Origin of the sequence: Meiothermus hypogaeus (assembly GCF_003574035.1) — a bacterium.
Lineage (GTDB): Bacteria > Deinococcota > Deinococci > Deinococcales > Thermaceae > Meiothermus > Meiothermus hypogaeus.
Map to the genome: position 1 here is coordinate 1 of NZ_QWKY01000017.1, position 21,371 is coordinate 21,371.

Annotated in this window: 19 protein-coding genes; 9 read left to right on the forward strand and 10 right to left on the reverse strand. The window is 60.6% G+C overall.

Annotation, left to right across the window (positions count from 1 at the left end):
- Positions 1-173 precede the first annotated feature (173 nt).
- From Mhypo_RS06195 to Mhypo_RS06215, 5 genes are all read left to right on the forward strand, one after another.
- On the forward strand, positions 174-458 hold the full coding sequence (locus Mhypo_RS06195; RefSeq protein WP_119340435.1) for an Lrp/AsnC ligand binding domain-containing protein: 285 nt from the start codon (positions 174-176) through the stop codon (positions 456-458).
- A 7-nt stretch (positions 459-465) separates the two neighbouring features.
- Positions 466-1,026, forward strand: a complete 561-nt coding sequence (locus Mhypo_RS06200) for a CPBP family intramembrane glutamic endopeptidase (RefSeq protein WP_119340436.1) — start codon at positions 466-468, stop codon at positions 1,024-1,026.
- Positions 1,027-1,106: 80 nt separating this feature from the next.
- Positions 1,107-2,381, forward strand: coding sequence for an NADP-dependent isocitrate dehydrogenase (gene icd / locus Mhypo_RS06205; RefSeq protein ID WP_119340481.1), 1,275 nt, complete (start codon positions 1,107-1,109; stop codon positions 2,379-2,381).
- A 163-nt stretch (positions 2,382-2,544) separates the two neighbouring features.
- Positions 2,545-2,835, forward strand: coding sequence for a hypothetical protein (locus Mhypo_RS06210; protein WP_119340437.1), 291 nt, complete (start codon positions 2,545-2,547; stop codon positions 2,833-2,835).
- The gene (locus Mhypo_RS06215; RefSeq protein ID WP_119340438.1) at positions 2,835-3,275 is read left to right on the forward strand and encodes a hypothetical protein; all 441 of its coding nucleotides are present in this window, start codon (positions 2,835-2,837) and stop codon (positions 3,273-3,275) included. The genes Mhypo_RS06210 and Mhypo_RS06215 overlap by 1 nt, the downstream gene beginning before the upstream one ends.
- A 57-nt stretch (positions 3,276-3,332) precedes the next feature.
- Here Mhypo_RS06215 and Mhypo_RS06220 read toward each other — a convergent pair whose 3' ends face one another.
- The gene (locus tag Mhypo_RS06220) at positions 3,333-4,445 is read right to left on the reverse strand and encodes a hypothetical protein (protein ID WP_119340439.1); all 1,113 of its coding nucleotides are present in this window, start codon (positions 4,443-4,445) and stop codon (positions 3,333-3,335) included.
- 7 nt (positions 4,446-4,452) lie between these two features.
- Positions 4,453-5,226 carry a 3'-5' exonuclease gene (locus Mhypo_RS06225; protein ID WP_170148228.1) on the reverse strand — a complete coding sequence of 258 codons (774 nt, stop codon included), beginning with the start codon at positions 5,224-5,226 and terminating at the stop codon, positions 4,453-4,455.
- 264 nt (positions 5,227-5,490) lie between these two features.
- Between Mhypo_RS06225 and Mhypo_RS06230 the strand changes: the two genes are divergently transcribed.
- From Mhypo_RS06230 to acnA, 3 genes are all read left to right on the forward strand, one after another.
- Positions 5,491-6,909 carry a vWA domain-containing protein gene (locus Mhypo_RS06230; RefSeq protein ID WP_119340441.1) on the forward strand — a complete coding sequence of 473 codons (1,419 nt, stop codon included), beginning with the start codon at positions 5,491-5,493 and terminating at the stop codon, positions 6,907-6,909.
- Between the two features lie 48 nt (positions 6,910-6,957).
- On the forward strand, positions 6,958-7,167 hold the full coding sequence (locus Mhypo_RS06235; protein ID WP_119340442.1) for a heavy-metal-associated domain-containing protein: 210 nt from the start codon (positions 6,958-6,960) through the stop codon (positions 7,165-7,167).
- 328 nt (positions 7,168-7,495) lie between these two features.
- Positions 7,496-10,234, forward strand: a complete 2,739-nt coding sequence (gene acnA, locus Mhypo_RS06240) for an aconitate hydratase AcnA (RefSeq protein ID WP_119340443.1) — start codon at positions 7,496-7,498, stop codon at positions 10,232-10,234.
- A 424-nt stretch (positions 10,235-10,658) separates the two neighbouring features.
- Here the strand turns inward: acnA and Mhypo_RS06250 are convergent, their stop codons facing one another.
- Together Mhypo_RS06250 and Mhypo_RS06255 are read right to left on the reverse strand one after the other, a co-directional pair.
- Positions 10,659-11,093, reverse strand: a complete 435-nt coding sequence (locus tag Mhypo_RS06250) for a DUF4864 domain-containing protein (protein ID WP_119340445.1) — start codon at positions 11,091-11,093, stop codon at positions 10,659-10,661.
- 99 nt (positions 11,094-11,192) lie between these two features.
- Positions 11,193-12,362 carry a M20 metallopeptidase family protein gene (locus tag Mhypo_RS06255; RefSeq protein WP_119340446.1) on the reverse strand — a complete coding sequence of 390 codons (1,170 nt, stop codon included), beginning with the start codon at positions 12,360-12,362 and terminating at the stop codon, positions 11,193-11,195.
- A 369-nt stretch (positions 12,363-12,731) separates the two neighbouring features.
- Here Mhypo_RS06255 and Mhypo_RS06260 point away from each other — a divergent pair, with 369 nt between their 5' ends.
- On the forward strand, positions 12,732-14,417 hold the full coding sequence (locus tag Mhypo_RS06260) for a long-chain-fatty-acid--CoA ligase (RefSeq protein ID WP_119340447.1): 1,686 nt from the start codon (positions 12,732-12,734) through the stop codon (positions 14,415-14,417).
- Positions 14,418-14,723: 306 nt separating this feature from the next.
- Here the strand turns inward: Mhypo_RS06260 and Mhypo_RS06265 are convergent, their stop codons facing one another.
- The 6 genes from Mhypo_RS06265 to Mhypo_RS06290 form a co-directional block, all read right to left on the reverse strand.
- The gene (locus tag Mhypo_RS06265; RefSeq protein WP_119340448.1) at positions 14,724-15,842 is read right to left on the reverse strand and encodes a cysteine desulfurase family protein; all 1,119 of its coding nucleotides are present in this window, start codon (positions 15,840-15,842) and stop codon (positions 14,724-14,726) included.
- Between the two features lie 141 nt (positions 15,843-15,983).
- Positions 15,984-16,448 (reverse strand): RrF2 family transcriptional regulator, encoded by a 465-nt coding sequence (locus Mhypo_RS06270; protein WP_119340449.1) that lies wholly within the window; start codon positions 16,446-16,448, stop codon positions 15,984-15,986.
- Between the two features lie 76 nt (positions 16,449-16,524).
- Entirely contained in the window at positions 16,525-17,316 is a 792-nt protein-coding gene (locus Mhypo_RS06275) for a metal ABC transporter permease (RefSeq protein ID WP_119340450.1), read from the reverse strand.
- On the reverse strand, positions 17,313-18,086 hold the full coding sequence (locus Mhypo_RS06280) for a metal ABC transporter ATP-binding protein (RefSeq protein ID WP_119340451.1): 774 nt from the start codon (positions 18,084-18,086) through the stop codon (positions 17,313-17,315). Before Mhypo_RS06280 ends, Mhypo_RS06275 begins: the two co-directional genes overlap by 4 nt.
- A 338-nt stretch (positions 18,087-18,424) precedes the next feature.
- Positions 18,425-19,825 (reverse strand): M16 family metallopeptidase, encoded by a 1,401-nt coding sequence (locus Mhypo_RS06285; RefSeq protein WP_119340452.1) that lies wholly within the window; start codon positions 19,823-19,825, stop codon positions 18,425-18,427.
- Positions 19,822-21,294 carry a M16 family metallopeptidase gene (locus Mhypo_RS06290; RefSeq protein WP_240637146.1) on the reverse strand — a complete coding sequence of 491 codons (1,473 nt, stop codon included), beginning with the start codon at positions 21,292-21,294 and terminating at the stop codon, positions 19,822-19,824. The genes Mhypo_RS06285 and Mhypo_RS06290 overlap by 4 nt, the downstream gene beginning before the upstream one ends.
- Positions 21,295-21,371 lie beyond the last annotated feature (77 nt).

The window sequence follows — 21,371 nt, forward strand, 5'->3', positions numbered from 1 at the left end:
CGGTATCGCCCTCCGCTACGCGGATAACTTCCAAGGGGCGGTATCGCCCTCCGCTACGCGGATAACTTCCAAGGGGCGGTATCGCCCTCCGCTACGCGGATAACTTCGGTCGGGTTAGTTCGTCACCCCTTGGTGACGAACTAACCGAATCTGGTATGAAGTATCATCCAGGCATGATTACTGCGTTTGTTCTAATCCAAACCAGTCGCGAATCTACCGCCGAGACCGCCGAGGCTGTGGCCGAAATTCCCGGAGTCGCCGAGGTGTATTCGGTTACGGGGGAGTGGGATCTGGTAGCCATTTTGCGCTTCAAGGACTTCGAGCAGCTCGACGACATCGTAACCCTGGGCTTGCGCAAACTGAAGGGCATCGAGCGCACCCAAACCCTGCTGGCCTTTAGAGCTTATTCACGCAAATTGCTCGAGCAAGGCTTCAACATCGGCAGCGAAGGTCTGTAATCCATCCATGTTTCGCTTTTTCATGCTGATCCAGCTTGGGCTTATGCTGCTGGGCCTAGTCTGGATGGCGCTGGCGGGTTACCCTTTCCTTATCAGTCCCAACCCCCTGCGTGATGGGCTGGCCTTCTTGTTGTTGTTCTTCGGGCTGATGGGGCTCGAGTTCTTGTTCTCCCGCCTGTTCCCACAGAGCTTCCGAGCCGCCGAAGCCCTGCACGGCCAGCTCGGGGCAGCGATGCGCTCCCAGGGCATCAGCCACCACCAGGCTTTGCTGCTGGCCCTGGCTTCTGGCGTGGGCGAGGAGATATTTTTCCGGGGGGTGCTGCAGAACGCCTTGTTTGGCGGCTGGCTGGGGGTGCTGCTGCAGGCTGTGGTATTCACCGCGCTTCATCCGGTTCCAGACCGCAGGGCCTGGAGCTATCCACTGTTTATTTTTTTGGGTGGCCTGATGTTCGGCACAGCCTATTTGCTCACCGGAAGCCTGGTTCCTGGCATACTGGCCCATTACCTTCACAATGCCAGGGGCTTTTACCAGTTGCTGGAACAAAGAGATCAAGGTAGAGCGGTTTAGTGAAGTGGTTGCTCGCTTTCAGCGATTACACTTTTTGCAACAAGCCCCGCGCCTTCCGCTTCTGTTATGCTTTTAGAGCTATGGCATACCAGAAAATCAAAGTTCCGGCTGGCGAGAAGATTTCCATTCACGAGGGCAAACTACACGTACCCGACCACCCCATTGTGGGCTTCATTGAAGGCGACGGCACCGGGCCCGACATCTGGCGAGCCGCGCAGCCCGTGTTGGATGCGGCGGTTGCCAAAGCCTATGGCGGCAAGCGCAAGATTGCCTGGACTGAAATTTACGCCGGCGAAAAGGCGAACCAGGTGTATGGCGAGACCCTATGGCTGCCGGAGGAAACCCTCGAGTTCATCCGCGAGTACCTGGTTGCGATAAAGGGGCCCCTGACCACGCCGGTCGGTGGGGGCATTCGCTCCATCAACGTGGCCCTGCGCCAGGAGCTCGACCTATATGCCTGTGTGCGCCCGGTGCAGTGGTTCGAAGGGGTGCCCAGCCCGGTGCGCCACCCCGAGCTGGTCAACATGGTGATTTTCCGCGAGAACACCGAGGACATCTACGCCGGTATCGAGTTTCCCAAGGATAGCCCCGAGGTAAAAAAGTTTCTCGAGTGGTTCAAAGCCGAGTTCCCCAAGCCCTACAGCAAAATTCGCTTTCCCGAAACCGCCGGTATCGGTATCAAGCCGGTCTCGGAGGAAGGCACCCAGCGTTTGGTCGAGGCCGCGCTCAACTACGCCATTGACAACGACCTGCCCTCGGTCACGCTGGTACACAAGGGCAACATCATGAAGTTCACCGAAGGGGCCTTCCGCGACTGGGGCTACGCCCTGGCCAAAAGCAAGTATGGTGCGGTAGACCTCGACGGGGGCCCTTGGCAGACTTTTACCAACCCCAAAACCGGCAAGCAGATCGTTGTGAAGGACATGATCGCCGACAACTTCCTGCAACAAATTCTGCTGCGCCCGGCCGAGTATAGCGTCATCGCCACCCTGAACCTGAATGGCGACTACATCTCCGATGCCCTGGCCGCCCAGGTAGGGGGTATTGGGATTGCCCCCGGTTCCAACGTGAATTACTACACCGGGCATGCGGTCTTCGAGGCCACCCACGGCACCGCCCCCAAGTATGCGGGCAAAGACCAGGTCAACCCCAGCTCGGTGATTCTCTCGGGCGAGATGATGCTGCGGTATATGGGCTGGACCGAAGCCGCCGACCTGATTATCCACGCCATGACCAGAGCCATTGCCCAGGGGCGGGTTACCTACGACTTCCACCGCCTGATGGTAGCCGAAGGGCGCAGCGCCACCCTGCTCAAGTGCAGTGAGTTTGGCCAGGCTCTAGTTGAGAACATGTAGCCTACCCCCAAGGAAGCTCAACCCACAGGCTCGAGCCTGTGGGTTTGCTATTTGGAACAATCAAAACTCCTTTTGTGACCGATAAAGATCGCGCCAGGCTACTTCCCCCTATAATGACAACAAACTCAGGAACCAAACGAAGTGCAACGAAAGGGGTGGCTCAATGATTCAAGTTCTTTTGGCAATCGGGGTGATTCTTATGCTGTACAACAGCTATGTGGGTTTTGGGCTGAAAGGCAAGGCCCCGGGCGGCATCATCGGTGAGCGCCTTTCACAGCTCAATATTTTCATCGCGCTTTTTACGCTGGGTTACCTGGCGGTGGGGGTTCTAACCTGGAGTTACCCGCCCGACACCGTTCTGGTCATCCTGTCGCTGATTCTGCTATTTGGAGCGATTTTCGTTTTTCTGGTTTTGCGGCTGGTGCAGGCGGTGTTGGCCGTACTCGAGGGATAATGCAAGTTTACAAGCAAACCGCAAAAGCACTGGACGTTCTATTAAGCCGGGAGCAGCGGCTGGTGTACTCGCTTTGCCGTGAAGAAATCAGCGACGTGGTGCTAGCTCAACGGGCCAATCTTCCGCTCGACTTTTTGCAGAGCATTCTTATTCACTTACTCGAGCAAAACCTCATCGAAGTCGTCGTGGGCACTCCCAATGCACCAACCGCTGAGCCCAAGGCAACCGACCCCTTAGCCACCACCAAAGCCCAACTTATGGCCGCCCTCGAGGCCGAGCTGGGTGAGAAGGCAAAAAAGTACCAAGCGGAGGTAGAAGGGAAACAGAGCCTGTCCGAACTGGAGGAATGGAGCCTGAAGCTAGTTCTCAAGCTGCGGCTCACCATCAGCCAGAAAGCCGCCGATGCCCTCGAAGCTCGTGTCAAGGCTCTCTTCAAGTAAACCACCCGTCTGTGTTAATCGAGGGGTGGTGAATCTGGCCGTCACCCAAAGACGGGGTTATCGCTCTTGCAGAACCACCCGCAGCCGCTGAGCCATGACCTGGGCATACTCTACCCAGTCGGCCAGAGCTTGCTCGACCGTCTGGCGCATCAGAAACTCACCCGGCGAAAGCCGCCTCAGGAGCAAGAAAGGGGGGTTGCTGAGACTCTCCAGCACATTCTGCAGGTGGTCGGCCTCGAGGTTCATTTCCCGTGCCATTGGCATCAGGTCGGCCAGCAAAAAAACCTGTTGTGGGGGCTGGTCGGCCAGCAGGGTCAGAACCGCCGAAAAGTGGCTGCGCTCGCGCAAAACCCCCGAAATTTCTTGCTCGAGGCCCGCAATGGTTTCCAGGTCGATGCGGCCCTCCCGTAGCAGCCGCTCGATGTCCAGGGGGCCAACCGGGAAGGCGCTTCTTAATCTGACCAGGCGCTGCAAGGCTTCAGGTGAGGCATAGGCCAGGCCCACCTGTACGAGCCCCGAGGGGCGCACGGTAGCAATTTCGGCCAGGGCTTCGGGTTTAGAAGACTCGCCAGCCACGATAGCGGCATACTGCACCCGGCCCTGCTGGCGATAGTTCAGCAACTCCCTGGCTTCCATCTCGCCAAACTTGGCGAGGGCCACATGAAAGGTTCGGCGGCCCATCGCAGCCCTGAACACCCAGGGCGCACTGCCCGATTCGCGGGAAAAGCCCAGGGCCTCGAGGTCTACCGCGAACGCAGGCACTTCGCTGGCTACGGGCTTGTGTGGAAAGATCACTTCTTTGGGATAGGGCGTGACCTTGACCCGCTTCTCGGGCTTCTCAGGCGCAGCTTCCGGCTGGGGTTTACGTTCAGGCTCAGGGAAACGCACCCTGGCTGGCTTGGCTGCGGGTGTAAGGGCCTCCAGACCGATTTCGTCGCCCTCGAGGTGCAGAGCGATTTTGTCGTTAACGCCTAGCCGACGCTTGGCATAGTAGGGCGCAAGGCCCTCCAGACGGTTTTGTCGCCAGTTCACGCTGCAATCATAGATTTCCCCCTCCTCGTCACGAAGGGTTACGCGGTCTTTGCCCTGCAGGAAGACCCGCAGCGACTGGGTAAGGTTCATGGTTCCGCTACTAAGGCAGGTACTGGTGAGGACGTAACGCGCAATCATAGGTTTCCTAGTAGGGCCTTGCCGCAAGATGACGGGCCAAGGTGGGCTTGCCAGCGGTTAGCATGTAGTACATTTCGTGTGCAGCTTGTAGCGTGGTTTGCACATCACTCAAAGCACGGTGACGATCTACAATCGGGCCTAAATCAAAGGCCCAGGCGAGGGCGTCCAGGCCGCGCTTACTCAGACCCGGCAGAGCCTTGCGCGCCCAGTGTATCGTGTCTACCACCGGATTATCCAGTCGGTATCCCAGTCGCCTGAAGCGAGGATGCAAAAAACCCAGGTCGAAACCGGCATTTTGAATAATCAGGGTCGCATTGTCCAGCAGTGGTAGGGCCTCCGCCAGTACCGTGTAGATATCGGCCGCATCCCGCACGTCTTCATTGCGGATTCCGGTCAGGCGGCTGATGAAAGGGGGAATGGGAACCCCCGGATTCACCAGGCGCTCAAATACCGTGCGCCGACCATTCTCCAGGCGCACCATGGCAAACTCGATAATTTCATTCTGCTCGGGCGAAAGTCCGGTGGTCTCTACATCCAACACCACAATGGCTTCTCCCTTAGCCGGAAAGGAATACTTCCACTCCCACAGACCTACCCCGGATTCTCCGCGCTCGAATCGCCCATCCAGCAAGTCCCGCAGCAGTTGGCCGGCCCAGGGACCCCTGGGTAGCCCTGGTGAAGCCAGCACCTGCTCTGCTAGCACGTGCTCGGATAGATAACAACCAGCGCTGCGGAGGTGGCGGGCCAGTCGGGTCGAGAGGCGGTAATGGGTAGGGCTCATGGAGGAGGGGGGTGGCAAATGGGACACGTGCAACATACGCACGAAACCTCGAGGAAAGCACTGAGACCCAAAAAACTTTTGGAATTGGGTGAATTCACAGGAATAAAAGGTCTCGGGGCGAGTATACCGCAGCTTACACGGATATGACAGAGCTTCACAGAGATTAACGCCTGAACGTTAAGCTTAGCGTTCTATCCAAGATTACGCAGTCACTTGGTTTACCAGTCCGCATTGCCAGGAAGGCAATACCCCTATGCTGTAGGGGTGCAGGTAGCGTTTGGGTTGCCCTGGGTGTTGCTGCTGCTGCCGCCGGTGCTCGGGCTGGTGTGGTGGTGGTATCGGCGGCGGCAGCCTCCTGAGCGCAAGGTGGCCGGGCTGTGGCTCTGGCAAAAAGCCCTTCGCAAGGGGAGGGCCCGCCGACGCTTCGACGCTAGGCTGTTTTTGCTATTGCTTTCTGCTTTGCTGGGGGTGCTGGCGCTATCCGCGCCCAGGGTCTCGCTGGATCGCCCCGGCGAACTGGTGGTAGTGCTGGATGTCTCGGCCTCGATGGCCGCCACTGACGTGAGTCCCAGCCGCCTTGAGCAGGCCAAGGAAAAGGCCCGTGAACGCCTGGTGGCCTCGCCCAGGGCGGTTTTGGTGGTGGCCGGGAGCCAGATTCGAACCTTTGGCCCGGCCCCGGGGCGCAGTCTGGTGGGCAACCTCGAGGGGCTTCAGGCCACCGCCGCCAGCGCCGACCTCGAGGTTGCCATCGCCAGGGGCAGGGCCCTGTTGCCTGGGGCCCGCGTCCTGACCATCGCCGACCGGTCCGCTCCAGAAGCCACCGACGGCTACCTGAATGTGGCGGGCAACGGCGCCAACGTGGGCATTACCGCCATTGGCCCGGGTTTTGTAGCGGTGGCCAATGCGGGGCCCGGTTTGTGGCGGGGCGAGGTGCTGGTGGATGGCCGGCCCTATTCGCTCGAGGTACCCGCCAGGGGCTTTAGCAGCCTGGAGGTGCCCTCGGCCACACCCACCGCCCGGATTGCAGGCAGCGACGCCCTGGCCCTCGACAATGAGGCCCGTTTTTCCAGGCGGCTGGTGCGGGTGGAGGTATCGGGCCGCTCACCGGCCCTCGAGCGTATTTTGGCCCTGCTGGGCACCAGCCGGGGCAGCCCCAGCGAGGTGGCCTTCGAGGTCGGCACCCCCCGCCGCGAACCCAATCGCTTCACGGTTTTTTTTGCCGACCAGGCCAGCGGACAGGCTTTGGTTTTTGACGTCGAGCGCACCCTACCCTATCTACGCGGCGTCGAGCTGGTCGGCTACAGCCTGCGTATTCCTCCGCGTCCGCAAGCGCCCGGCTGGCAACCCTTGGCAGTGAGCGAAACCGGCCGGGCCCTGGCCTGGTATCACCCAAGCGGGTTATACCTACCCCCCGCCGAAAGCCTGCAAAACCTGCCGGCCTTTCCGGTGCTGCTTTACAACCTGATTGCGCCCAGGGGCGAACTCCGCAGCGGCCTCCTGACCCCTGCCGAAACCCTGCTGCCTCGCCCCAGCCCCGATCAACCCCTCCCCCCCAGTCTCAGCGTGCCACTGGCACCCTGGCTGGCGCTGCTCGCAGCGCTCATGCTGGCGGCGGAGTTTTACTTTTTCCAGTACCGTGCTGCGCGCGAGCGGCTGGAAACCCAGCCTGCAGGCGCAACTTGAGGCCAGATACCGCGTAACCTCTGGTGCATCCTCTACAATCAAGGGGATATGAACCGGGTGTTGCTGGCGGTGCGGGGCATGGAGCGCCCCGAACAGATTGAAAAAGTTTCCAATGCCATCAAAAATCTCGAGGGCGTGCAGGGGGTACAGCCCGCCGATGCAGGCCAGCTCGAGGTTGAATACGACCCCCATCAGCTCACCGTTATGGATCTGATTCGGGTCGTGCGGGAGCAGGGTTTCTTGGCAGGCATGTTGTAGATTGAGGTCTCGAAGAAAATTTCGGCCCATCCAGGTGGGTCGCAGGATTGCAACCGCGCTTATTTGCAAGAAGACCTTGATACGTTAACATAGAAAAGTCTGAGGCAGGGCGCACCCGCCCAGGCATCGAAACCAGCCCCAAAACCCAGGCGGTCTTATCCGTTGCACACAAGCCATTTTGCTCCCATAGAGGGGTGTGGGCTATAGTGTTTTTTGCAACCCAAGCCGCCAGCAATAGCCTGTAAATGAATCATCTGGCTATCTGCCTTCGTCAAAAGTGCTGGTGTCGGGCCTGAATCATTAGACCAGCTGCACTAAAGGAGAACCTATGGCCTACCGAGACGACTTCAAAGCCCGCAAGAGCCTGTCTACCAAGATGGGCGAGGTCTACTACTACGACATCCTGGAGCTCGAGCGCCAGGGCATCGCGCCCGTATCCAAACTGCCTTTTAGCATCCGGGTGATGCTGGAGAGCTTGCTCCGCAACCACGACGAGTACAAGGTATCGCGCGATGATGTAATAAACCTGGCCAACTGGCAACCCGACCCCGGCGAGGTGAACGTGCCCCTGATGCTGGCCCGGGTAATTCTGCAAGACTTCACCGGCGTGCCCGCGGTGGTGGACCTGGCCGCCATGCGCGATGCCATTGCCAAGCTGGGCGGCGACCCCGAGCAGATCAACCCCGGCGTGCCGGTAGACCTGGTGATTGACCACTCGGTGCAGGTGGACTACTTCGGCACCGCCTATGCCTTCGCGCAGAATGTGGAGCTCGAGTACAAGCGCAACGAGGAGCGCTACCGCCTCATCAAGTGGGGCCAGAACGCCCTCAAGAACTTCCGGGCGGTGCCCCCCGGCACGGGCATCGTGCACCAGGTCAACCTCGAGTATCTGGCCAGCGTAGTCATGACCCAAAAAGGCGAGGACGGCAAACTCTACGCTTTCCCCGACTCGCTGGTGGGTACCGACTCCCACACCACCATGATCAACGGCCTGGGCGTGCTGGGCTGGGGGGTGGGCGGCATCGAGGCCGAGGCCGTCATGCTAGGCCAGCCCTACTACATGCTGGCCCCCAGGGTCATCGGCTTCAAGCTGTCGGGCGAGCTACCCGAAGGGGCCACCGCCACCGACCTGGTGCTGCGCGTGACCGAGATGATCCGCAAACACGGTGCGGTGGGTAAGTTCGTGGAGTTCTACGGCCCTGGGGTCTCCAGGCTGCCGCTCGCGGACCGCGCCACCATTGCCAACATGAGCCCCGAGTACGGGGCCACCATGGGCTTCTTCCCCATTGACGAAGAGACCCTGGCCTACCTCAGGCTCACAGGCCGCCCCGACGAACTGGTAGACCTGGTGGAAAAGTACGCCAAAGCCACCGGCCTCTGGCGCACCGACGAGGCCACCCCGGTGTACAGCGAGCATCTGGAGCTTGACCTGTCTACCGTGGTGCCCGCCTTGGCCGGCCCCAAGCGCCCCCAGGACCGGGTGAACCTCTCGGACGTGAAGCAAAGCTTCCTCGAGCACCTCACCAAGGACGTAAAAGAGCGCGGCTTTGGTCTGAGTCCCGATAAGCTAAACACCAAAGTCACGGTCAAACGGGGCCGCGATGAGTTCGAGCTCCAGCACGGCTCGGTGGTGATTGCCGCCATCACCAGCTGCACCAACACCTCCAATCCCTCGGTAATGCTGGGCGCGGGCCTGCTGGCCAAAAAAGCCGTGGAAGCAGGCCTGGACACCCAGCCCTGGGTCAAGAGCAGCCTGGCCCCCGGCTCCAAGGTGGTCACCGAGTACCTCGACGCCGCTGGCCTCACACCCTTCCTGGAAGCCCTTAAGTTTCACACCGTTGGCTACGGCTGCACCACCTGTATCGGCAACTCGGGCCCCTTACCCGAAGAAATCTCCAGGGGCGTGAAGGAGGGCGACCTGGTGGTGGCGGCTGTGCTCTCGGGTAATCGCAACTTCGAGGGCCGGGTCAACCCGGACGTTAAGGCCAACTACCTGGCCAGCCCCATGCTGGTGGTGGCCTACGCCCTGGCGGGCCGCATCGATATCGACTTCACCAGCGAGCCCATCGGCTACGACCCCAACGGCAAGGCCATCTTCCTGAAGGACATCTGGCCCAGCCAGGAGGAAATCAAGCAGGCCGTGCACCAGACCCTGGATGCCGAGATGTTCCGCCGCCAGTACGCCACCGTGTTCGAGGGCGATGAGCGCTGGAAGGCCCTACCCGCTCCTACAGGCCAGCTCTATCAGTTCGACCCGGCCAGTACGTACATCCAGAACCCCCCCTTCTTCGACGACCTGATGGGCACCCGCGAGATTGGCGACATCAAAGGGGCCCGGGCCCTGCTGGTGCTGGGCGACTCCATCACCACCGACCACATCTCCCCTGCCGGCAACATCGCCAAGAACTCGCCCGCCGCCCGCTACCTGATGGGACATGGGGTAGAGCCCGCCGACTTCAACAGCTACGGCTCCCGGCGTGGCAACCACGAGGTGATGATGCGCGGCACCTTCGCCAACATCCGCATCCGCAACCTGATGCTCGACGGCAAAGAAGGCCCTTACACCAAAAAACTGCCCAAGTCCGACCGGGGCGCCGAGCCCGGCTCAGGCGAGGAGATGTTTGTCTACGACGCGGCCATGCAGTACAAGGCCGAAGGCACTCCGCTGGTGGTGCTGGGCGGCATCGAGTATGGCAACGGCAGTAGCCGCGACTGGGCCGCCAAGGGTACCTATCTGCTGGGCATCAAGGCGGTAATTGCCCAGAGCTTTGAGCGCATCCACCGCAGCAACCTGGTGGGCATGGGTGTGCTGCCCTTGCAGTTCCAGCCCGGCCAGAACGCCGCCAGCCTGGGCCTCACCGGCTACGAGGTGTTCGACATCCTGGGCCTCCAGGACATCACCCCCGGCCAGGAGCTCACCGTAGTTGCCACCCGCGCCGACGGCAGCCAGGTAAGCTTTCAGGTGAAGGCCCGTATCGACACCCCGGTAGAGGTGGATTACTACAAGAACGGCGGCATCTTGCAGACGGTGCTGAAGAACATGCTGGCGGAGAAGGCGAAGGCGTAGCTAAGGCCGATTTCTTAGTAAGTTGGGGCCTCGAGACAGCTCGAGGCCCCCTACTACTGACTCAAGTTACGCAGAAGTGAATAAATCCATCCAGCTCGTGTCTTTCAACCTATGAGCTACCAGGAGATGACTCCGGCAGCTGGCGGATGCTATTGAGCCGCACAACCATGCACAAAGCCGCCCTCTCCATCCTTGACATCAGCTCAGTCCTTACCCCAATAGCTTTGAGGAAGCTACAGTCAAAAAAGTTGGCGCACATCTTTATCCGAGCATGCAAGAGATTTATCCATCCCTGTGAGCTTTATTCATACATGCGTAACTTCAGTACTGAGAAAGGAAGAAATCATCCTTTTGTTGAGCTGACCAACAGGCACACGCAGCAATTGGATGACCTCGGCGCATACCCTCCAATCCCCCTACGTCTCTAAATGGTCTGATCGTCGGGGATAAGCTCGAGCTGCACCCCCGCAATCTTCCAGCTGCCGTCTGCCTGACGCTCCATCAGGTAGTACGCCACCGCCTTCTTGCCGTCCAGACCTACCAAATTCACAACCTGGCGTATCTGTTGAAGCGTACCCAAAGAGCGGCTAGCTGGTCCAAACTCCACCTTGAGGGGTCGGTAAATCTGAGCGTAGCCCGTCCGAACCATATCGATAAAGCGCTCGGGGGTCTGGAAAACCTGGCGAATGCCAGGGGAAGCAAAGGAGAAAGCCCGCACAGCGTCATCTTTTTTGAAAGCCTCGATCTGCGCAGTGATAATGGCTTGAATAGCTGCGCGGTCTTGAGGGGGCACGTCCTGCAAGCGCTGGGCCTGCCCTCCCAAAAGGAATAGCACAACCAGGGCAAAAACAGGTTTCATGCCCTAGTGTGCACCCTCTGGCGTGCTACAGTTTGTAGTAATTCCTACTAACTTCCCTAGCCCAGGGCACAGCAAGCTGGCGAGTAAATCAGCAAGCTTCTAGCGCAAAAAGTCGAGCACGGCACGGGTAATCAGTTCGGTGCCCAGGGGCAGGGAACGCTCGTCGTCAATCCAGAATCCCGGGTGGTGGTGTGGGCGGTTTTTGCTGGGATCGGGGTCGCCCGCACCCAGCCAGAAGTACACCCCCGGACGGCGGTTCAAGAACTCCGACATGTCGTCGCCACCCATCACCGGCGGCACCTCGAGCACCGCCGCCTCCCCCACTACCTGCCGGGCTACCTGCCGGAACCGCTCGACCATCTCGGGGTCGTTGACCACGGCGGGCGAACCAGGTAACCAGCTCACCTCGGCGCTGCCTCCCATAGCGGCAGCAATCCCCTGGCTGAGCTCACCAATCCGATGGATGAGCTTCTCCCGGAGTTGGGCATCGAAAGTGCGGAGGGTGCCCTTGAGTTCGGCGGTTTCGGGGATGATGTTATGCGCCCCTTCGCCTGCCGTAACGGTGGCAATGGTGATGACCGAGGTATTGACCGGGTCGGTCTCGCGGCTGACCAGGCTTTGCAGGGCCACGATAATCTGTGCCGCGATCAGGACGGTGTCCACCCCCTCGTGGGGCATGGCCGCGTGGGCGCCTTTGCCCCGAAGGTGGATGGTGAAGGCGTCGGCGGCGGCCATCGAGGGGCCGGGCCGTACCCCCACTTTTCCTGCCGGCATCAGGCTATAGAGGTGCAGCCCCACCACACGATCCACCCCTTCCAGCACCCCGGCCTCCACCATCGGGCGGGCCCCCGAAACAATCTCTTCGGCAGGCTGGAAGGCAAAGCGCACCTCACCCTCCATTTGCTCTTTGAAGCGGGCCAGGACCGCAGCCACATGAGCGGCAATGGCCGCGTGACCATCGTGGCCGCAGGCGTGCATAACGCCGGGGGTCTGGGAGCTATAGGGTACGCCAGAGTCTTCGTGGATGGGCAGGGCATCGATGTCGGCTCGCACCAGCACGGTTTTGCCCGTTTTGGCGCCCTTCAGGCTGGCCACCACCCCGGTCTGGGCCACCCCCCTTGTGACCTCGAGGCCCAGCCCTTGCAAAAACTCGGCGAGTTTGGCGCTGGTGCGCACCTCCTGGAACCCCAGTTCGGGGTGGCGGTGAAAGTCGCGGCGCATCTCGATCAGGCTGGGCGTCAACTCGGCGATGGTTTCTCGTATGTTCATAGGCCCTAGTCAAACACCTAAAGCTTCTGGCCGTCAACTGTGGAGCAGGCTACCTCAAGCTGAGCTTCTCGAGGCTTAGAGGTGAGTCTGCTGGCTGTGCGCAATACCCAGATGTTGACCGAGCCAGATACAGTGACAAGCCTGAGAAGCACCTGGTTGTGGGCTTTAGAAGCAAAGCCCTGGGGCGGAGTCTGCACGAATAGCGCTCCAGAGAAGTCTTCTCCTGGCCATAAGTTTGTGGTGGGTGGAACTCGAGTTCTGCTTCTGTTTCCATATCAGAGACAAAAATGCCCTATCACCTTGAACTCGGTACATGATTTGCTAGACTTGGGACAAGCTATGCAAGACTCCACCCGAAGGAGCTAAACCATGACCCGACCCTGGCTCAACCATTACGACAAAGGCGTCCCGGCGGATATTCAGTACCCCGAGGTGCCCCTCTGGAAGCTGCTGGCCGACACCGCCCAAAAATATCCGGACCATGTGGCCCTGGAGTTTATGGGGAGCGTGATGGGCTACCGCACCCTTTGGGAGTCGGCGCTCAAGTTTGCAGGCGCCCTCCAGGCCCAGGGGGTGCAGCCGGGCGACCGCGTGGCCATCATGCTGCCCAACTGCCCGCAGTTTGTGATTGCCTTTTACGGCACACTGGCCGCTGGTGGGGTGTGCGTGAACGTGAACCCTCTCTACACCCCCCGTGAACTCCGACATCAGCTCTCCGACGCTGGGGCCGAGACCCTAATCATCCTGGACTTGCTCTGGCCTCGCTATGCCGAGATCGAACAGGAGGTACCGGTCAAGCGGGTGTTCACCACCGGTATTCAAGACTATCTGCCCTTCCCCAAAAACCTGCTCTTCCCCCTCAAAGCCCGCCGGGAAAAACGCTGGGTCAACTTACCCCAACACCCCAAGCGCCAGGACTTCAAAAAGACCCTAAAAGCGGCCAGCCCCATCGCACAGCCCTACCCCGCCAAGCCCGATGAGGTGGCCCTATTGCAATACACCGGGGGAACCACCGGCGTTTCCAAGGGGGCCATGCTCTCGCACCGCAACCTGGTCGCCAACACCTACCAGAGCATGGCCTGGGGGGGCGACGAGGTAAAAGACCTGGAAGGCAAAGGGGTCATGCTGGGTGCCATCCCCTTCTTTCACGTTTACGGTATGACCGTGGCCATGAACTACGGCATTGCCGCAGGGTACAAGATCGTGCTGCTGCCGCGCCCCGAGGTCAAACCCTGCATTGAGGCCATCGAAAAGCATGGCGTGACTCATTTCCCTGGCGTGCCCACCCTTTACATTGGCTTCAACAATTTCCCAGGTATTGAAAAACGCAAGGTTGGAACGGTCAAGGTTTGTATCTCCGGCTCGGCGGCCCTGCCCGTTGAAGTCACCAAGAAATTCGAGCAATTGACCGGCGGCAAGCTGGTCGAGGGCTATGGCCTGACCGAGGCTGCCCCCTGTACCCACTGCAACCCCCTCACTGGTGAGCGCAAGATTGGCAGTATTGGGCTGCCCATGCCCGGTATTGATGCCAAGGTATTGGACGAAAACCTGCGCGAGGTTCCTGTGGGCGAGGTGGGGGAACTGGCCCTGCGCGGTCCCAACGTAATGCTGGGCTACTGGCAGCGCCCCGAGGAAACTAGCAAGGCCATCAAGATCGACTGGCTGCTCACTGGCGATATGGCCCGTATGGACGAGGACGGCTACTTCTACATTGTGGATCGCAAGAAAGATATGATCATTGCAGGCGGATACAACATCTATCCCCGCGAGGTAGAGGAAGTCCTGTTTGCCCACCCGGGCGTGGCTGAAGCGGCGGTGGTAGGCCTGCCCGACGAGTACCGGGGCGAGACGGTGGCGGCCTTTGTGGTTCCCAAACCTGGTGTAACCCTGACCAAAGAGGAGCTGGACAAACATTGCCGCGACAACCTTGCTGCCTACAAGGTGCCGCGCATCTACGAGTTCCGCAGCGAACTGCCCAAGAGTGCGGTGGGCAAGGTGCTCAGACGGGAGTTGCGCGAGGCGGTACTGAAGGAGCGGCAAAAGGTGGGAAGCTAGAAGCAAGCAGCGACATCCTTAGTTTGCCTAGCCTATGGACTCATCTGCAAGGCTGTATGGTCGCTGTACCCCACACGCTGCAGGGGGCCTCGATTGCTTGAAAGCATTTATACCTGATTCAAACAGTCCGCTTACAAAACCAAAAAAACCCGTAGGTTGTCTTTTTGAATCCTGGAGCACACCCTGCCCTTTCGGTCGGCGAAAAAAGCGTCTTCTTTCCAAGGAGCGGTATCGCCCTCCGCTACGTGGATAACTTCGGTCGAGTTGATTTGTTACGGTTCGGTATCGAATCAACCGAATCTGGCATTAGACCCTCGAGCGCCCCACAGCTTCGGCAAAAGCGGCTGCGGCTTTGTCTATCTCTTCTTCGGTGGTAAAGCGCCCGAGGCTGAACCGCACCGAAGCCTTGGCCTCGGCCTTGCTCCGCCCGATGGCCAGGAGTACATGAGAGGGCTCGAGGCTCCCGCTCGCACAGGCCGAGCCCGATGAAGCCGCCACGCCCAGCAGATCCAGGTTGAGCAAGAGCCCTTCGCCATCGGCCCCTCTGGCCGTCACGTTGACGTGCTTGGGGCTTCGCAGCGTGGGGTGGCCGTTGAGCTCGACCCCTGGGATGGCCAGAAGCTGCGATTCCAGACGCTCCCGCAAGTGCAGCAGCATTTGTGTTTCCTGGCTCAACAGTGTCATGGCTTTTTCAGCAGCCAGCCCCATCCCGTACACTGCCGGCAGGTTTTCGGTGCCCCCCCGGTAGCCCTGCTCCTGTTTGCCGGGCATCAGGGGGAAAAGTTCTATTCCCTTCCGCACATAAAGCGCCCCCACCCCTTTGGGGCCGTAGAACTTATGGGCCGCAATGGAGATGAGGTCGGCCCCCAGGTCTTCCACCTGGCTGGGCACCGTGCCAAAGGCCTGCACAGCGTCGGTATGGAAAAGGACGCCCCTGGCCCGGCAAAGCTCGGCCACCGCCTTAACCGGATACAGGGTGCCGATTTCGTTGTTGACGGTCATCAGCGAGACCAGGAGGGTATCGGGGCGCAGGGCTTCGGCCACCTGCTCAGGGTAAATCATGCCGGTGTGGTCGGGCTTCAGCAAGGTGACCTCGAAACCCAGGTGCTGGAGGTTCTTGAGCGCGGTCAGGACGGCGGAGTGCTCGAGCTCCGTACTCACCAGATGACCCCGGCCAAGGGCCAGCGCCACCCCATAAATTGCCAGGGCATCGGACTCGGTGCCGCCGCTGGTCAGCACAAGCTCACGGGGTTTGCACCCCAGCGCCCTAGCCACACGCTCCCGGCCCTCTTCCAGCAGCTGCCGCGCCTGGCGGCCTGCCCCATGCACCGAGCTGGGGTTGCCATAAACCGATAGCACCTCCTGCAAGGCGGCCTTTACCTCGGGGTCGAGTGGGGTGGTGGCGGCGTAGTCGAGGTAAATCATGCGACAAGTATTCAGTGATAGAGAGCGAATGCGCCCTGGCAGATGGCCCTTCGAAGGCTCAGGTACGTCAATCGTGGAAAGCCCTGCAACGGTTGGGGACTATTGATTACAGACGATTAACCACAGACACTCCGCTATAGCCTAGCGGCTGTAGACCACAGGCGGCGCGGGCTCGAGCTGCACCAGTTTGCGGGCCTCGATCTGCTTGCGTTCCTCGATCAAATCCTTCAGGGTAGTTTGTTGCAGTACCCCCCGCATAGCATCGTCCACTTTTTTCCACAGGATCTCGGTAGAGCAGTTGCCGGTCTGCCAGCAGGACTGTGGGTCTTCGAGACAGGTCACGGGCGCCAGGCTACCCTCCAGAGCCTCCACCACCTCCAAAGCAGTAATGCGCTCCACCGGGCGGCCCAGCTTGTAACCCCCTTTGGCCCCCCGCACGCTACGGATGAAGCCGGAGCGTCGCAGTTGGGCTGCTATCTGCTCCAGGTAGTGCTGGCTGATCCCTTGCACATCCGCAACGTCCTTGAGGGGAACCGCCTTAGGTTGACGCAAGCCGATCTCTACCAGGGCCCGTAACCCGTACTGTGCTTTGGTTGAGACCCACATGACCTAAGTATAAACCCCTAAATCCTGTATGGAAAAGTAGAATTTACACCTTTACGATTCACCTCTAATGAGTCCATCATCGGCGCAGGGTCAGTGCCAGGGCAAACAACAGGGCCTGCACCAGCACTATCGCGCTACCGGCCGGGACATCGAATAAATAAGCGGCCGCCAGCCCTGGAACGACCGAAAAAACGCCAATCGCAACCGATATAACTGTCATGGCCGAAAAAGTCCGGCTGAGCAAGCGGGCCGTAGCGGCAGGAATCACAATGAAAGCCGCAATCAAGACTATTCCCACCACCTTGACTGAAACCACCACCACCAGGGCAATGAGCCCCGCGAGCAGATAGTCGTAAAGCAGCACCGGCTGTCGGTCGGCCAGGGCCAGCTCGCGGTCGAAGGTGGCATAGGCCCAGTGGCTCCAGACCGGCGCCAGGAGGGCAACCCCCAGGGCAATGAAGCCCATCACCCACAAATCGGTCTGGGTCACGGTCAGGATGGAACCAAACAGATAGGCCACAGCGTCGGGTGCGAAACCCTGGCGCATGGACATGAACAGCACCCCCAGCGCTACCGAGACCGCAAAGAAGATACCGATGGCAGTATCGTCGCCCAGGTTGCTGCGTTCGCGTACCCAGGTGATAGCCAGCGAGACCCCCACCGCGAAGGGAATGGCCACCCAGAGCGGCTCTTCGTGCAGAAGCAGCCCCAGGGCTACGCCCGCAAAGGCCGCGTGGGCCAGCCCGTCGCCCAGGAACGAGAGGCGGCGCTGTACCACCATCACGCCCAGATAGCTGGCCAGCCCCCCCACCAGCAGGCCCGCCAGCAGGGCCCGTTGCAAAAACGGAAGCTGCAGTGCCTCCATCATGCGCGGCCCCCCAGCACCAGGTTGTGTCCGTGGCCCACGTGCCCAAAGGCCTGGCTCAGGCACTCGTGGCAGAGCACCTGCTCGGGCGGGCCATAGCCCACCACCCGCCGGTTCAACACCAGAACCGCCGAGGCGTGGTGCTGAGCAGCTTCCCAGTCGTGGGTAATCATGAGTACGGTGGCCCCACGTTCGGCCTGGTAGGCCTCGAGGTGCCGGTACAGGTCGGCCTCTCCCACCACGTCCACGCCTGTAGCGGGCTCGTCCAGCAAGAGCAGCCGCGGCTCACGGATGAGGCTCCGGGCCAGATAGACCCGCTGAAGCTCCCCACCCGAGAGGCGGCCCAGCCGACGGTTGGCCAGGGCCAGCGCCCCCACCTTATCCAGCATGGCCTCGGCTTTTTTGCGTTCCTGGGCGGTAATGATAAAGGGCCAGCGGCGCCGCAAGCCCGACACCACCACTTCCAGGGCCAGAGCAGGAAAACTGCGGTCAAAGCCCTTGACCTGCGGCACGTACCCCACCCAGCCGGGGGGCACCTGCCGAGGCGGTAGACCCATCACCCGCACCGTACCCGAAACCTGGGTCGGACCATCGCGCAACAAACCCCGCTCCAGGCCCAGCAAAGCCTTCAGCAGGGTACTCTTGCCCGCCCCATTGGGTCCCACAATGGCGACAAAAGCCCCCTGGGGCACACTTAGGTTTACTTCTTGCAGCGCCTGGAACTCCCCAAAGCTCACCGAATACGCATGCATTTCCACCGCGGGTGCGGTCATAATTTCTGATAATACGCTATCAATAGTTGGTTGAACAGAGGAGAAGAATCTTGACAGAAAAATTCAGCGGCGGAGTCGCAGGTCGAGTGCCATACCGAATCCACATGAACCCCTTGCTTTCTCTGGGCCGGAGGTGTCGACACCCCGACGGCTATATTTACCAGTGATGGGAACGCGCCTCTCTACACCTGGAGTGTCGCCGAATGAGGGGGCCCGGGAACGACTCTAAAGGTACCTAATGGTAAAGCTGGTATCCATGGGCTTTCGGCTTTTAGCTTTGGGCTCCAGGCATTGAGCCATCCAATTTCTGGCTCGAGTCCCCAGACCTGGGCTCGGGGTTACTCGAGCGGCACCTCAATCAGGTTGCCGAGGCTCGAGAGCGGCTTGTCGAACTGCCGCCGGTCGCCGACCACTACAATCACAAACTGCTCCGGCCGCACGTACTGCTGCATGACCCGCTGCAAATCGGCGGGGGTGGCGGCCTGAATCTGGCGCACGTATTGCTCGTAGTAGTCGGCGGGCAGACCCAGCATCTGGGTGCGAGCGATGCGCTCGGCCACGGCCTGGCGGGAGGTGAAGCGGAAGACCTCGGCGTTCAGGATGTTGTTACGGAAGAGCTCGAGCTCCTCCTGCGAAACCGGGCGCTCGCGCAAATCGCGAAACTGGGCCAGCATGATCTCGATCACCTCGGCGGTTTTCTCGACCCTCGAGATAGAGGCCCCATAGAAGAAGCCTGGCCAGCCGAAGCCCTGCGTCTGGGCCCCACCGGTGGCATAGGCCAGGCCCCGCTTGGTGCGTACCTCGGTAAACAGGCGGCTATTGAAGCCATCCCCCAGCACCCGGCTGACCAGGTCGAGCTCGCTGTAGCCCGGTGCATAGGCGGTCACGGTAGGGTTGCCCATGTAGATGACGCTCTGGTTGGTCTCCTTTTGCACAAAGTAAATGCTGGGCTTGGGACTCGGCGGAGGGAAACTGGGCAGGGTGACTTCTCCGCGCTGCCAGCCTTGCAGTGCACGCTCGAGCCTGGCTAACATCTCCTGGGTATTAAAGTCGCCGGTAACGGCCAGCACGGCTACGTTGGGCTTGAAGAAGCGCTGATGAAAGGCCACCAGGTCGTCCCGGGTGATGGACTGAACAGAGGCCACACTGCTGATACGGCCTGCCGGATGGCCCTCGTTGATACGCCGCACAAACTCCCGCACCGCAATCTGGGTGGGCTGGTCGTTGCGCCGACGGATGGCCTCCAGGGCCCGGCCTTTCTCCAAGTCTATGCGCTCCTGGGCAAAACGCGGGCGCACCAGGATGTCGGCCCAGATTTGCAGCACCTGGTCGAGGTTTTCGCTCAGGGTACTAAACGCCACCGAGGTAAACAGGTTGTCGGTGTTTACGCTGACCGAAGCGGCCAGGGCTTCCAGGGTTTCGTCAATCTGGTCCGGCGTGCGCTCCCCGGCGCCGCCGGTGCGCATCACACTGGAGAAAATGCCGCTCAGGCCCACCTTGTCTTCCGGCTCAAAGATGGCCCCGGCCCGCAAATAGACCCGCCCGTTTACAAAAGGCAGCGTACGGTCTTCTACCAGCAGGACGGTCAGGCCATTGGAAAGCTGCGCCCGGGTAGGCTGAATAGCGCTGGGCTGAAGCCGCTGAAACTGCATCTTGAAGGGGTCGGGCCAGTCGGCTGGCACGCCTTGGGCCAGGCCCAGGGTCAAAAGGCCAATCAGTAAACTCCACAGTGCTTTCATCGGCTACCTCCCCGGGTAACGAGGGTGGCCACCGTGCGGTTTTGCGGGGTGAAGTACCTGCGGGCAGCCTGCTGAATTTCCTCCGCGGTAATGGTGTTATAGATGGCTTCTTCCTCAAAGATGCGCTGATAGCCGCCAAAAAACAGCTCGTAGAAGGCCAGGGTCTGGGCCAGGCCCGGCCCACCCTGCAGAACCCGAAGATAGGCTGCACGGGTCTGGTTGCGCACCTTCTGAAGCTCCTGCGGACCAACCGGCTCGTTCTTGAGACGCTCCAACTCCTCGTAAATGAGGCGCTCGAGATCCGCCGTGGTGCGCGGGGCGCGGGGCTGGGCCGAGATGGTAAACATGTTGGGATAGCGGAAGCCCGGCGAGGCCGAACTCGAGCTCACATTTAGCGCAGCCTGTTCCTGGATTACCAGGCGACGGAACAAGCGGCTGGTGCGCCCTTCAGTCAGGATGGAGTCAATCATGTCCATTACGTAAGCGTCGCGGTTCGGATAGGTCGGCTTGTGGAAGCCGATCAGCAGGCTGGGCTGGGCGTTGTACTCGAGCGTCGCCCGCCGCTCGGCAGCCTGGGGCGGCTCAGCGGGAATGTTCAGGTTGGGCCGAGCAGGGCCCCGGGGAATCGCCCCCATGTAGCGGCGCACCAGCTGGATATCCCGCTCCGGCTCCACATCGCCCACAAGCACCAGCACCGCCCGGTTGGGGTGGTAGTGGGTCTTCCAGAACTCCATCGCTTTATCAGCCCGGTAGCCCTGAATCTCCTCGCGGCTGCCAATCAGGGGCCGCCCATAGGGGTGCACCTGGAAGGCCGTGCGCAAGAAGACCTCACTCAAAGCGCCGTTGGGGTCGTTCTCACTACGCTGGCGGCGCTCCTCGAGCACCACATCGGCCTCTTCGTAGAAGCTGCGGAAAACCGCGTTCAGCATCACATCGGCGTAGACCCGCAGGTAGAGCTCGAGGCGATTCGAGGGCAGCGAGACCCGGTAGTCGGTGCGGTCGTAGCCGGTGGAGGCATTCAGACCCTGCTCGCCATTGTTGGTAAAAAGCTGGTCTATGGCGTTGGGTAGGGCGAGTTTCTTGGCCTCTTCGCGGGCCTGGTTGAAGGCGGTGGTCAGGCGCTGTACCTCTTCCTGTGAGGCACGGTTGGCGATGGCCCGGTCGAGGTCGGCCCGGGCTTTGTCAACGGCCTCGAGGGCGGCTTTCTCCCTGGCCCAGTCCAGGCTCCCGATGCTGGGGGTGCCCTTGAAGGCCATGTGCTCTACCATGTGGGCAATGCCCCCCAGACCCGGCGCTTCGTCCACGCCCCCCACATCAAACATCAGGTTAAAGTGGATGACAGGGGCGGTCTTGTCGGGCACCATCAACACCCGCAAACCATTGTCCAGGGTGTATTTGCGTATTTGCTCGCGGAGCTGCTGGGCCAGCGCCCCAGGTAGCAGCAACACCAGCAAGATCAACCAAACCATCCGTTTCACCGTGTCCTCCCTCCCGGTTATTGCAACATAGCTTCATTACGCCGCAAAATCCAGGCCCAGACTGAAGG